This window comes from Anaerococcoides asporogena (assembly GCF_029590275.1).
Classification (GTDB): Bacteria; Bacillota; Clostridia; order Clostridiales; family Clostridiaceae; genus JG1575.
In genome coordinates, this window is sequence record NZ_CP120965.1 from 1435337 (window position 1) to 1448251 (window position 12915).

A 12915-nucleotide genomic window follows, 5' to 3' on the forward strand; every position below is an offset into this window, starting at 1 on the left:
TCGCGGTGCGGTGAAATACAAAAAGGAGGATGAATAGATGTTTTTTTTAGCAGCCGGGGGTGACCTCGGGAGCATGCTGGTGTCTTTATTGCCGCTGCTCGGAATGTTCGCCATCATGTATTTTCTGATCCTGAAACCGGAAAAGAAGCGCAAGGAAACGTATCGTCAGATGCTGACCCAGCTTTCGGTCAATGATGAGATCATTACCAAGGGCGGAGTCATCGGCAAGATCATCAAGCTGGAAGATGACTATATGGTCGTCGAAACTGGTCCTGACCGCGTCAGACTGCGCATGGTCCGTGACGCGATTTTCTCGAAAGTCGAAAAAACTGAGCCAACCGTGAAAGTGGAGCGCTCCTAATCCGTTCCTTCCAGTTGATTTGCGATTTGGAATCAGATAAAATAATCATGAAGGAAATGTAAACAATCGAATATAAAAAAATGGGGGTTATACTATGAAACGTATCAAAACTGTCAACGCTAAAAATCTCAAGAAGAGCCTTTCAAAACCGGGATGCAAGGAATGTGCAAACTCCTGCCAGTCCGCCTGTAAAACATCCTGCACTGTTGCTAACTTAGCTTGCGAAAACTAAAATTCGGTGGAAACAGGGCAACTAAACAAGTTGCCCTTTCATTTTGAGGAGGCCTGAATGGCACTGATACATAAATTTGTAAACGACAACGAGCGCTATGTGCTCGATGTAAATTCAGGATCGGTCCACCTGGTGGATGAGTTCATCTACGATATGCTGGATGAAAATGCTCTGGAAAGCCTGGAAGACCTGAAAAAACGCCTGAGCACGGCAGATCCGGTCGAACTGGAAGAAGCCTATGGCGAGATCCTGGAACTGAAAAACGAAGGGATGCTATATACAGAAGATCTCTATGAAGAGATCGCTCAGACAGATGATGGTCCGGATTATGTGAAGGCACTGTGCCTGAATGTCATTCATGACTGCAATCTGCGCTGCAAATACTGCTTTGCCGATGAAGGAGAATATCATGGCAAGCGCGAGGTGATGTCCGCTGAAATTGGCAAAAAGGCCATCGATTTTGTGATCGAAGCTTCGGGACCGCGCCATAACATCGAAGTGGACCTGTTCGGCGGCGAGCCGCTTATGGCATTCCGGCAGATCAAGGAAATTGTTGATTATGCCAGACTGCGGGAGCTTGAAACCGGAAAGAATATCCGCTTTACCATGACCACCAACGCCACCCTGCTCAATGAAGAAAACATGGCGTATCTTGACAAGAACATGGGCAATCTGGTTCTGTCAATTGACGGCCGGCCCGAAGTCAATGACAAGGTCCGAATTCGGTTTGACGGCAAGGGTTCTTTTCAGCAGATCATGCCAAAGATCAAGACCATGGTCGAGCAGCGGGACCCATCCAAGCAATACTATGTCCGCGGGACGTTTACCCGGGAAAATCTGGACTTTTACAATGATTACAAGTTCCTGAAGGACGAAGGCTTCGATGAAATTTCCATCGAACCCGTGGTTCTGCCCAATGACCATCCGCTGTCCCTGCGCTGGGAAGATGTTCCAAAGATCAAGGAACAGTATGATCTGCTGTATCACGATTTATTAGAATCGCATCGCAAAGGGGAGAAGGTCAAATTCTACCACTTCAACATTGACCTTTCCGGCGGGCCGTGTGTTTACAAACGGATTTCCGGATGCGGCGCCGGGTTTGAATATGTCGCAGTGACACCTTCCGGTGACATTTATCCCTGCCACCAGTTCGTCGGAAACCCGGAGTATCTCATGGGCAATCTGACGGATGGCATCAAGCGTCAGGATCTGGTGGATAAATTCCGCAAAGCACACATTTATAATAAACCTGTCTGTCGGGACTGCTGGGCACGCTTTTACTGCTCCGGCGGCTGCCAGGCCAATAACATTAATTTCACGGGAGACATTAATCAGCCCTATGAACTGGGCTGCGAACTGCAGAAAAAACGGATCGAGTCGGCCATTGCATTGAAATCTAAAATATTGGAAGAGGAACAGGTGGATAACTAAATGAACAAGAAAGGTAAACCATCAGCACTAATTGCTTTGATCGTAATCGCCGTCATCACGGGGTTACTTAGTTTTTCCGGTCTTTTCGGACTGAAATTAGGAGATTACCGGGTTAAGACCTTCGGCGAGCAGATCGTCAAGGGTCTGGATCTTCAGGGTGGTACTTCCGTACTACTCGAAGTTCAGGCACCGAACCTGGATGCTGCCGGCCTGGACCGCGTCCGCTCCCTCATCAACCTGCGTGTTGACGCCACCGGTGCGGTTGATCCGACGATCACCACCGAAGGCACTAATCGGATCCGGGTCGATATCCCCGGAAAATACCAGTCCGCCAACATCGTGGAACAGCTGAGCAAGACCGGTGTCCTGACCTTTAAGGATGCCGACGGCAAAGTCGTTCTCGAAGGCAAGGATATTCAGGAAGCTACTCCCGGATACGACGATCTGGGAAGAATTGTGGTCAACCTGAAGATGAAAGACTCCGGCGTTCAGAAATTCGCGGATGCCACGACCGCCAATGTCGGAAAATCCATCTCCATCAATATGGATGATGAAATGCTGTCCAATCCTGTGGTCAATGAAGCCATCAAGAACGGACAGGCGTCCATCACCGGCCAGTTTACGGAAGATGAAGCCAAAATGCTGGCTGCCATGATTAACAATGGCGCACTCCCTTACCCGGTGAAAACCCTGTCGGTACAGGAAGTCGGCGCAACACTCGGATCCTCCGTACTGCCCAACGTCAAGCTGGCAGGTATTCTGGGAATCGCCGCGATCTTCCTGATCATGGTCTGGTTCTACCGCGTACCTGGTATTCTGGCCTCTCTGGCACTTGTCATTTTCTGTCTGGGGTTGATCCTGGTAACAGCCGGGCTTAAAATCTCGATGTCCCTGGCCGGTATCGCCGGTTTCCTGCTGTCGATCGGTATGGCAGTTGACGCCAACGTCCTGATTTTCGAACGCATCAAGGAAGAACTTCAGTCCGGACTTGACATCAAGCGTTCCATCGCCCTTGGTTTCCGCCATGCCATGAGCTCCATTCTGGATGCCAACATCACCACCCTGATTTCCGGCTTCATCCTGTTCTATTTTGGAGCGGGCTCTGTCAGAGGCTTTGCCCTCAACCTGGTCATCGGTGTGCTGCTATCCATGTTCACTGCAATCATTGTGACCCGCTTCCTGATGGTTCTGGCTTATTCTGCTGGACTGCTCAAAACCAAGGCAGCCTTCGGCTTTAAGGAAAAGGAAACAACCTTCCGCTTCCCATTCTACAAAAAGCGGAACATCTTTTTCATTGCTTCCGCTGTGGTCATCGGCCTCGGTCTGGTCATCGGGATTGTCCGGGGACCGAATGTCGGCATCGACTTTGCCGGCGGAACCCAGGTGACGCTGAATTTCCCTGCTGCCGTCAATAAGGTGGAAGTGGATGAAATTCTGAAGAAATACGATGATTCCATGATTACTCAGGTCATCAACTCAAACAAACTGGAAGCCAGAAGCCAAAAGCTGACTACCGAAACCTTCAACGATGCCATCAAGGAACTTGAGACCAAATACAAGCCTGGAACCGGGTTTGTGGAATCCATCAATGAAATCGGAGCCACCATCGGTTCCGAGCAGAGCGGCAAAGCCATTCTGGCTTCCGCCCTGTCAGTTCTCGCCATACTGGCCTATGTCGCAGTCCGGTTTAACTTTACCCTGGGAGTCGGCGCCATCGTAGCCTTAATCCATGACGTGCTGTTTACCCTGGCGATGTACTTCCTGTTCCGGATTCCGATCAACTCGCCCTTTATCGCGGCGATTCTGACCATCATCGGTTATTCCATTAATGATACGGTCGTTATCTTTGACCGGATCCGTGAAAATCTGGCGCTGAAAGGCTCCCGCCACCTGGATGAAGTGACGGATGAATCCATCAGCCAGACCATGGTAAGAACCATTAATACGAGTCTGACGGTTATTGTTGTCCTGCTTATGGTCTTCTTCTTTGTTCCGCAGATCCGTGAGTTCACACTCCCGCTGCTTCTTGGAACACTCTCCGGTGTCTACTCCACCGTCTTCATTGCTTCTCCGATCTATGTCATGCTGGAGAAGAAACTGAAGGGCAAGGGAGAAACCAAGGTCGTTCAGCCGGCCGCATCCGTCAAATCGGCCAAGATAGTTCAGACTGAGACTGGCGCGGCAGAACCTGTCGCCGTAGCAAAAGTCAAGGCGGCCAAGTCGGATTTGCGCTACTCCAACCGCTATGCCAAAAAGAAGACCAGTCGACCAGTCGAAGGAAATGTCGGTGAATCACTCCATGAGGTTGCGCCCGAAGAAGTGGTAAAGCGTGAAATCCCTCTGGCCGATGACTTCAAATTCAGCTCAGCCAGTGCAGAGTCTTTGAAGAAAATCGAGTTTGATGAGGATGAGTATTAAAATACCACACGAATCAAATAAGCCCTTACCGCATTCCTGAACAGTGAATGATGGTGAAGCAGACAGCCCGGACCGATCCAGAGGATCGACCCGGGCTGTCTGCTATATCAGGGCAAGGTGAAATTGGTTGACCTTTCAGTCTATTCGGAGTAGACTGAAAACAGTCGATAGTGAATAGACCAAAGAGGGCCGATTGGTAATTAGGCGGTGAGGAGGCAATCTATGGATCAGACAAAGGATCAATTAAAGGATCGATCAACGGATCAATCATCAGATCAGACAATGGATCAGACAATGGATCAGACAAAAAATCAATCAACGCTGGATTTGAAACTTGGCGTGATTGAATCTCGGTTTGCGGATCTGATCTGGGACCATGAACCCATTTCATCGCAGGATCTGGTCCGATTATGTGAGGCTCAGCTGAACTGGAAAAAATCTACAACCTACACCGTGCTGAAAAAATTATCGGAGCGGGGACTTTTTCAAAATTTGAAGGGGACCGTTAGCTCCCGAATCTCGCGCTCTGAGTTTCAGTCGATACAGACTGAGCGGATCGTAAAGGAGTCCTTTCAAGGGTCACTGCCGCAGTTTATCGCTGCCTTTACCCGAACCCAGGCACTGTCTGAGGCGGAAATTGCTGAAATCAGACGTTTGATTGAATCAAGCGGGGAGGAATAGGGATGGATCGTCTGTTTTTTGAAGTGTTATCGCTCAGCCTGAAGGCCAGCTGGCTTATCATCGGAGTGTTGTTCCTGCGCTGTCTGCTGCGGGAGACGCCGAAGTCATTTCGGCTTATCCTCTGGTCACTGACAGCACTTCGACTGATGCTGCCGGTGTCCGTAAAAAGCAGCTGGAGCCTGATTCCTGTCCAGCGTCTGGCTCAGCCCCTTGCTCAGGGTGCTATCGGTGGACTGACTCAAAAACCGTCGGCAGGAAATCCTGTGGCTCAGGATCTGTCCGGAACTGCCCTGGTGGCATCATCTTCCTGGTCGTTCTTCGGACTGATCTGGCTGATCGGACTTTCACTGATGCTGCTGTATGCCCTGACCAGTTACTGGAATCTTCGGCGAAAAGTCCGCGCGGCCGTGCGGCTGCGGGATAACCTGTGGCTTTGCGATGAGGTGGGGAGTCCGTTTATCCTGGGATATTTCTGCCCCCGGATTTATCTGCCCTCCCAGCTGGAAGCAAGGACGCTGCCTTTGGTGGAAGCCCATGAGCAGTCACATCTGGCCAGAGGGGATCAGTGGTGGAAACTGCTTGGCTTTCTCCTTATGTCTGTTCATTGGTTCAACCCATTGGTCTGGACCGCTTATATCCTGTTCTGCCGGGATCTGGAACTGACCTGTGACGAACGAGTGATTCGAGCTATGACGGTGCCCCAACGCCAGGACTATGCCAGAGGACTGCTGACCCTGAGCTTGCCGCGGCACGGTCTGGCGGCAGGTCCGCTGGCCTTTGGCGAAGTGGGGGTCAGAGAACGAATCGTGAAGATCCTGCGCTATCAGAAACCCCGTCGGTCGATGACGGTCCTTGCCCTGGTGGCCACCCTCATGCTGGCAGGCTGTTTCCTGACGGACCCGGCGACCTCACTGACCCAGGGAATTCAGACTGGCACCTTCCGGGCCGGGCCGCTGGTTTGTGCCGGTGTTGTGTCCTACCGTCCCATGACCGGAGAACATCTGGGTCAGATTCAGATCCTTTCGCCCACCGCTCTGAAACTGGTCAAACAGGATGGAACTGTATCCTTCGAAAGCAAGTCCGCGACAAGAAGTTACTATTCGCAAAGCGCTTTGGAGAAAGAGCTGGGAGACCCGTCGTTCTTCTGGGGCAAGGGCAAGGCCGTGCCAAAGTTCAGCGATGCCCAGGAGATGAGCGTGTATACATACTATGCGGAAGACAACCAGGACAGCCTGTCATATCGGATCTTCTTTTTAAACGGTGAGCCGATATGGATTGCCGAGGGCATGAATATCAGGATCTACGAGCTGATCCACTGATTTGATTTTTATTTTTTACTGCTGACGTCATATGATACAGAAATATAGTTTCGCTAATCGTCCGGATGAGAGAAAAGCGAAAACATGACGTGTGCGAATAAAAAGCCCCGGCCAGACGGCCGGGGCTGATGCATTTCATATGAAAATATGGCTTATAAGTGAGTTGCAGCGATTGCCTGTTTGAAAAAAAGATTCCTGGTCAGCTTGGAAGGGAGTCAGGGGCAGATTCATTGAGCCTCTGGCTGATGCCATTCCATAATCTGTCGGATGAGAAACAGGCCGGATCAGTTGAGGTCAGGGGAAAGAGCCCGGTCCAGCATCAGGACGGCTTCATCATCTTTGATGTCAAAGCACAGTGCGATTTCTTCCGTCAGCAGGGTAAGAATTTTGCGTAAATAGGCGGTGTCGGTCTGGCATAGCTTTTTGGTGGTTCCCTCAAGCGAATCTTTCTTCTGATTGATGGATTTGTAGAGAGCCAGCAGATTGGTGAAATTCTGGTCTTTAATGGCTTTGGCGTAGAAATCCTTTAAATGCTTGTGGCTGAGGGTCGAGAGATCCACGGCCTCCATCTCACGGAGTTCGCTGAGCGCCTTGAGCGCTTCGGGCCGGGAACAGATCCGCCGCATGTTAACCTCCGCGTCCACGGGGGTATACGCCGTGGTCTGGGTGGATAGGGACTGCATCACGTAATAAAGCCTGTCACTGGTGCCAGAAATGTCGGGTACACAGATGTCTTCCACTCTGTAGACCCCCTCGGTGCGATAGAGCACCAAATCATTTTTATGAAACATCAATTCCTCCTGTGGCAGTAAAAAGGAAAACGTGGCGAAACCACGTTTAGCGACTTATCTGAATATAGTATAACATATTTTCAGAAAAATGTAAAAAGAGGTGGCATTGTCAAAGAATTATCATGACGGAGCCGGCAAGCTGATGCCAGAACGACAAATTATACGCCCGTTTTGAATCATTTTAATCGAACCGTGATAAAATAGGAGTGATGTCAAATCAATTGACGCATTGGACAAAAGGAGAACGTTATGGATTTTAAAGAGCATATCAGAGTCATTGAGGACTTCCCGAAGCCCGGAATCAGCTTCAAGGATATTACAACGGTGATCAAGAACGGTCCGGTGTTCAAAGAAATGGTGGACGCCATGGCGGCCCGCCTTCGTGATTTGAAAATCGATGCCGTGGCCGGTCCGGAAGCCCGGGGATTCATTTTCGGTGTCCCGGTAGCGTATGCCCTGGAAGTCGGCTTTCTGCCGATCCGCAAGAAAGGCAAGCTGCCGTCTGATACCTACTCTCTGACTTATGACCTGGAATACGGCAAGGATACGCTGGAAGTCCATAAGGACGCCATCTGGCCCGGAATGCGGGTAGCCATCATTGATGACCTTCTGGCCACCGGCGGTACCATAGCTGCCTGCAAGGACCTGCTTGAGCTGGCCGGCGCCGAAGTGGTCTCCGTGGACTTTGTGATTGAACTGACAGGCCTCAAAGGCCGTGACAAGCTCGCCGGATACAACGTGGAGAGCATGGTAACCTACGAATTTTAGTCGGGATCGACCAAAGATAGACAAGTTCATCACAGATCATATATAATATTCTCATTGTTTTCATGAGGTGAGCCCTTGGAAAAGGGCTTTTTTCGAACTCAAAATCAACCGGGAGGTGACCAGAGGTGATCCAGGGATTATTGTCCAAGATTGATCGGGCGGGAAATATCGATAAAGAAGTCATCATCAGAGCCTATAATTTAGCCAGTGAGGCCCACCAGGGACAAATGCGCCTGTCGGGAGAGCCCTATGTGATCCATCCCATTGAAGTAGCGTCCATACTGGTGGACATCGGAATGGATACCAATACGATTGCGGCCGCGCTGCTGCATGATGTGGTGGAAGATTCCGACCATACGTATGAGGACATCGAGCGCGAGTTCGGCACGGAAATAGCCGAACTGGTGGAAGGGGTTACCAAACTCGGTAAAATCGAATACAAAAGCCGCGAGGAAGAACAGGCAGACAATGTCCGCAAGATGGTCCTGGCTATGGCCAAGGACATTCGAGTCGTTCTGATCAAACTGGCGGACCGTTTGCACAATATGCGCACCCTGCGCTTCAAAAGCCCGGAAAAGCAGAAGGAAAAGGCCAAGGAAGTCTTTGACATCTACGCCCCGCTGGCTCACCGGCTGGGTCTGTTCCGCATCAAGTGGGAACTGGAAGACCTGGCGTTCCGCTATCTCAATCCGACCGAGTACTATGACCTGGTGGATCAAATCGCCGAAAAACGCAAGGAGCGCGAGGAATATATCCACCGCGTCATGGGCGAAATCGTCGAGCGGCTGCACGATGCCGGCATTGAATGCGAGATCGACGGGCGGCCCAAGCATTTCTACTCCATCTATAAAAAGATGAACAATCAGTCCAAGACCATCGATCAGATCTTCGATCTGACCGCAATCCGCGTGATCGTGGATTCCATCAAGGACTGTTATGCCGCGCTGGGTATCGTCCATACCATCTACAAGCCGATTCCCGGACGGTTTAAAGACTACATCGCCATGCCCAAGCCCAACATGTATCAGAGCCTTCATACTACCGTCATCGGCCCTCAGGGCAAGCCATTCGAAATCCAGATCCGCACCTTTGACATGCACCGCACCGCGGAATACGGCATTGCGGCTCACTGGAACTATAAGGAAGGCAATGACCAGGCCTCGGTCGACAAGCGCTACGTCTGGCTGCGCGACATGCTGGAGTGGCAGAAGGATACGACGGATGCCGATGAATTCATGGAAGGCTTCAAGGTCGACTTGTTTGAGGATGAAGTTTTTGTCTTCACGCCCAAAGGTGAAGTCATCAATCTGCCGTCGGATTCCAGCCCCATCGATTTTGCCTATCGGATCCATACCGATGTTGGGCACAAGGCGGTGGGTGCCAAAGTCAACGGCAACATGGTCTCCCTGGATTACCGCCTGAAAACGGGAGAAATCGTCGAAATCGTCACCTCCAATTCCAACAAGGGCCCGTCCATTCACTGGCTCAACATTGTCAAATCCAACCAGGCCAAATCGAAAATCCGCGGCTGGTTCAAAAAGGAAAAGCGGGAAGAGAACATTGCCAAGGGCAAGGAGCTTCTGGAAAAAGAAGCCAAGCGGCGTGACCGCAACTTCGGAGACATTGCCCGGGGCGTTCCGCTGCACCGCATCATTGAGAAATACCACGGCAACAGCATTGATGACCTGATGGTGGTTGTCGGTACGGGTCAGGTTACGCCGGCGTTTGTTGTCAATTTTCTGATCCAGGGCCTGGAAGAAAAGGAAAAACAGGAAAAGCCGCCCACGTTGGAACAGGAACTGGCCAATGCCGCCGCTCTGGTGGAAGATTCCAAAAAGAAGGCTGAAGAGCGCAAAAAAAAGAAGGCCCGGAATTTCTTCGGCGTTACCGTCACCGGCATGGACAATGTCGAGGTCCGCTTTTCCAAATGCTGCAATCCCCTGCCAGGGGATGACATTGTCGGTTACATTACCAATTTCCGGGGGATTTCAGTTCATCGGGCGGACTGCAGCAATCTGAAAACCCTTCGGGAAAAAGAGGAGCCCTCGCGCTTTGTGGGCGTGGAGTGGGAATCGCAGTCTCAGGAACTTTATTCTGCCCGTCTCAAGATTGAGGCGGTGGATCGTCCCGCTCTGCTGACAGACGTGATGCTGGTTCTCAACGAAATGAAGGTAGCCATCAACTCGGTCAACGCGGAAAACAAGAAAAACGGTGAGGCGGTGGTCAATCTGTCCCTGCTGGTTTCCAATATCGCGCTGCTCAACGAACTGAGCCGACGCATCAAAAAACTGCCCTCGGTGCTGGATGTCCAGCGCATGGGCAACAACTAGGAGAATCATATGAGAGCAGTCGTTCAGCGGGTCAAGCGGTCCAACGTTTCCGTCGACGGGAACGTGATCGGACAGATCGGACCCGGGTTCACGGTCCTTTTGGGTATTTCCACAGAGGACACCGAAAAGGATCTGCAATACATCGAGGATAAAATCGCGGGACTGCGCCTGTTTGATGATGAAAACGGCGTGATGAATGTTTCCCTGGAGGACGCGAGGGGAGAGGTTCTGCTCGTTTCGCAGTTCACTCTGTACGGGGATGCCCGTAAGGGGCGCCGGCCGTCCTATATTCACGCTCAGAAAGGCGAGGCGGCGAAGGTCTTGTATGAAACACTGCGTGATCGGCTGCGCCAGCGCGGTCTGCGGGTGGATACCGGCGAATTCGGCGCGGAAATGGAAGTCACCATCGTTAATGACGGACCGGTGACGATCCTGCTTGACTCAACCAAGCTGTTCTAGGAGGTCTTACATGAATATTCAAAAACTGGCACTGGGCATGTTCCAGTCCAACTGCTATATCGTCTCGGAAGGCCACGACGCTTTTCTGGTGGATCCGGGCGACCGTCCCGTGGAAGTGCTGAATTATCTGGACCTGCATGGGCTGAACCTCCGGTTCATCCTGCTTACCCACGGGCACCTGGACCACGTCAACGGCGTCGACGGCATCACCAAAGCCCGTCCGGTTCCGGTCTACCTGCATCCGGCCGACCGCCAGGCCATTGATGAGGATACCCGGATTTTCGGAGATTTGGTCAGTGAAACCCTTCCGGTTTTCGACGGCATGATCATTCCTTTTGCCGGCCATGAAATCCGGGTGATTGAAACCCCGGGGCATACCGAGGGCGGCGTCTGCTACCTGCTGGAAGATCATCTGTTTGCCGGCGATACGCTGTTCCGCCATTCCATCGGGCGTTCCGATCTGCCCGGCGGAGATTACGACGCGCTCCTGCATTCTGTCCGGGAAAAGCTGTATGCTCTGCCCGATCATACCAGGGTTTATTCCGGACATGAAGATGAGACCGATATTGCCCATGAAAAGAAGTACAACATGTTCGTCAAGGGGAATAAGTAATCCCATGACCGGGCAAGTCAGTCTCGTCCGGATATCGGATCTGCGCATCAGCACCAATGAAGAATCTTATGTTTTCCACATCTATCATACCGCCCGGCTCTTTGTCAGCGGCTCGATGGAAGTGGAAACTTCTTTATCCAAACCAGATTTGGCCGTGCTGGCCGATCGCCCGATGAATGTCATCCGGATCCAGGACCGCTCGTCGGGCCGGGAACGGGAATATCCGGGAACGGATAAGGAAAGCTGCAAGCGGGCCGTCTTTTCCTTCCTGTCAGAATGGACCGGACAACGCATTCCCTGGGGTACGCTCATTGGCGTTCGTCCCACCAAGCTGGTCCTGACGGCACTGACGGCGGGCCGGTCGGAACCAGCGATCCGTGCCCAGCTTTTGGAGCGGTACCTGGTGACGGAGGAAAAGCTGGATCTGGCGATCCGGGTGGCTAAAACGGAACAGAAACTGCTGCAGGGCTGGCAGGATGGACGGATCGGCATCTATCTGGATATGCCGTTCTGCCCAACCAAATGTTTCTACTGCTCGTTCCTGTCCTATCCCTCGGCCAATCAGGCGGCCATGGCGCGATATGAGGAAGCGCTTCTGCAGGATATCCAAAGAACGGGAGAGCTTCTGAAAACACTGGGCCTGGAACCGGGCTACCTCTATTTCGGCGGCGGGACGCCGACGTCTGGGTCCGCCGAGTCGCTGCGCCGGATCCTGACGGCTGCCATCCAGACCTTTCGTTCGGCTTCGCCCATGACGGAGTTCACGGTGGAGGCCGGTCGGCCGGATACCATTACCCCGGAAAAGCTGAGCCTGATGAAGGAACTGGGCGTCACGCGGCTGAGCATCAACCCACAGACGTTCTGCGACCGGACGCTGCAGTCCATGGGCCGGACTCACACCGGCCGGGATATCGAAGCGTGTCTTGACCAGGCGCGCAGTCTGAATTTTGAGTCCATCAACATGGATCTGATCCTGGGGCTGCCCGGTGAATCCGTGGCAGAGGCGGCCGCCTCCATCCGGCGGGCCTGTGCCCTGGGGCCGGAAAACATCACGATTCACGGTCTGGCTTTGAAAAAAGGCGCCAGCCTGACTCAGGTGGATTCCCAAATCCGGGACCGGGTGAGTGCCATGTACCGGATCGTCTATGACGAACTGGCACGGGCCGGCTATGAGCCGTACTATCTCTACCGAAACAAGAACACCCTGGGCAATCTTGAGAACGTCGGATTTACCCGGGGGGATCATGCCAGCCGCTACAACATCGCCATGATCGAGGAAACCGACACCATCGCAGCCTGCGGGGCATCGGGCATTACCCGGGTCGTGACGGGGGCGGCCGGTGAGTCAGGATCTCCGCTCCTGTTAAGACATAACGGGTACAAGGATCTGGAGCTCTATCTGCGTTCTCTGAATGAGAGTCTGGCCGCGAAAGCCGGGGTACTGTCCCGGGCCAGGGAACGATTGGATTTGTCAGAAAGGCCAGACAGCTATTATAATGATTAAGAAGTCAG

At 52.3% G+C, this 12915-nt stretch carries 12 protein-coding genes; 11 read left to right on the top strand and 1 reads right to left on the bottom strand.

Features of this window, described 5'->3' with window-relative positions:
• Positions 1–37 precede the first annotated feature (37 nt).
• From yajC to P6M73_RS06960, 6 genes are all read left to right on the top strand, one after another.
• Positions 38–361, top strand: a complete 324-nt coding sequence (gene yajC / locus P6M73_RS06935) for a preprotein translocase subunit YajC (RefSeq protein ID WP_277855382.1) — start codon at positions 38–40, stop codon at positions 359–361.
• 94 nt (positions 362–455) lie between these two features.
• The gene (gene scfA, locus P6M73_RS06940; RefSeq protein ID WP_277855383.1) at positions 456–593 is read left to right on the top strand and encodes a six-cysteine ranthipeptide SCIFF; all 138 of its coding nucleotides are present in this window, start codon (positions 456–458) and stop codon (positions 591–593) included.
• Between the two features lie 57 nt (positions 594–650).
• Positions 651–2024, top strand: a complete 1374-nt coding sequence (gene scfB / locus P6M73_RS06945; protein ID WP_277855384.1) for a thioether cross-link-forming SCIFF peptide maturase — start codon at positions 651–653, stop codon at positions 2022–2024.
• A complete protein-coding gene (secD, locus tag P6M73_RS06950; protein ID WP_277855385.1) occupies positions 2025–4442 on the top strand; it encodes a protein translocase subunit SecD in 2418 nt (805 codons plus the stop codon). It begins immediately after the preceding gene.
• A 222-nt stretch (positions 4443–4664) separates the two neighbouring features.
• Positions 4665–5123, top strand: a complete 459-nt coding sequence (locus P6M73_RS06955; protein ID WP_489666477.1) for a BlaI/MecI/CopY family transcriptional regulator — start codon at positions 4665–4667, stop codon at positions 5121–5123.
• Between the two features lie 2 nt (positions 5124–5125).
• Complete coding sequence (locus P6M73_RS06960; RefSeq protein WP_277855386.1) at positions 5126–6442, top strand: M56 family metallopeptidase; 1317 nt, start codon at positions 5126–5128, stop codon at positions 6440–6442.
• A gap of 284 nt (positions 6443–6726) precedes the next feature.
• Here P6M73_RS06960 and P6M73_RS06965 read toward each other — a convergent pair whose 3' ends face one another.
• The gene (locus P6M73_RS06965) at positions 6727–7233 is read right to left on the bottom strand and encodes a CarD family transcriptional regulator (RefSeq protein WP_277855387.1); all 507 of its coding nucleotides are present in this window, start codon (positions 7231–7233) and stop codon (positions 6727–6729) included.
• 249 nt (positions 7234–7482) lie between these two features.
• On the opposite strand from P6M73_RS06965, the gene P6M73_RS06970 reads away from it, so the two are divergent.
• From P6M73_RS06970 to hemZ, 5 genes are all read left to right on the top strand, one after another.
• Entirely contained in the window at positions 7483–8001 is a 519-nt protein-coding gene (locus P6M73_RS06970) for an adenine phosphoribosyltransferase (RefSeq protein WP_277855388.1), read from the top strand.
• A gap of 125 nt (positions 8002–8126) precedes the next feature.
• The gene (locus P6M73_RS06975; protein WP_277855389.1) at positions 8127–10331 is read left to right on the top strand and encodes a RelA/SpoT family protein; all 2205 of its coding nucleotides are present in this window, start codon (positions 8127–8129) and stop codon (positions 10329–10331) included.
• A 9-nt stretch (positions 10332–10340) separates the two neighbouring features.
• Positions 10341–10790 (top strand): D-aminoacyl-tRNA deacylase, encoded by a 450-nt coding sequence (gene dtd / locus P6M73_RS06980; protein WP_277855390.1) that lies wholly within the window; start codon positions 10341–10343, stop codon positions 10788–10790.
• Positions 10791–10800: 10 nt separating this feature from the next.
• Positions 10801–11403 carry an MBL fold metallo-hydrolase gene (locus P6M73_RS06985; RefSeq protein ID WP_277855391.1) on the top strand — a complete coding sequence of 201 codons (603 nt, stop codon included), beginning with the start codon at positions 10801–10803 and terminating at the stop codon, positions 11401–11403.
• Positions 11404–11407: 4 nt separating this feature from the next.
• Positions 11408–12907 (top strand): coproporphyrinogen dehydrogenase HemZ, encoded by a 1500-nt coding sequence (gene hemZ / locus P6M73_RS06990; RefSeq protein WP_277855392.1) that lies wholly within the window; start codon positions 11408–11410, stop codon positions 12905–12907.
• Positions 12908–12915: the final 8 nt, after the last annotated feature.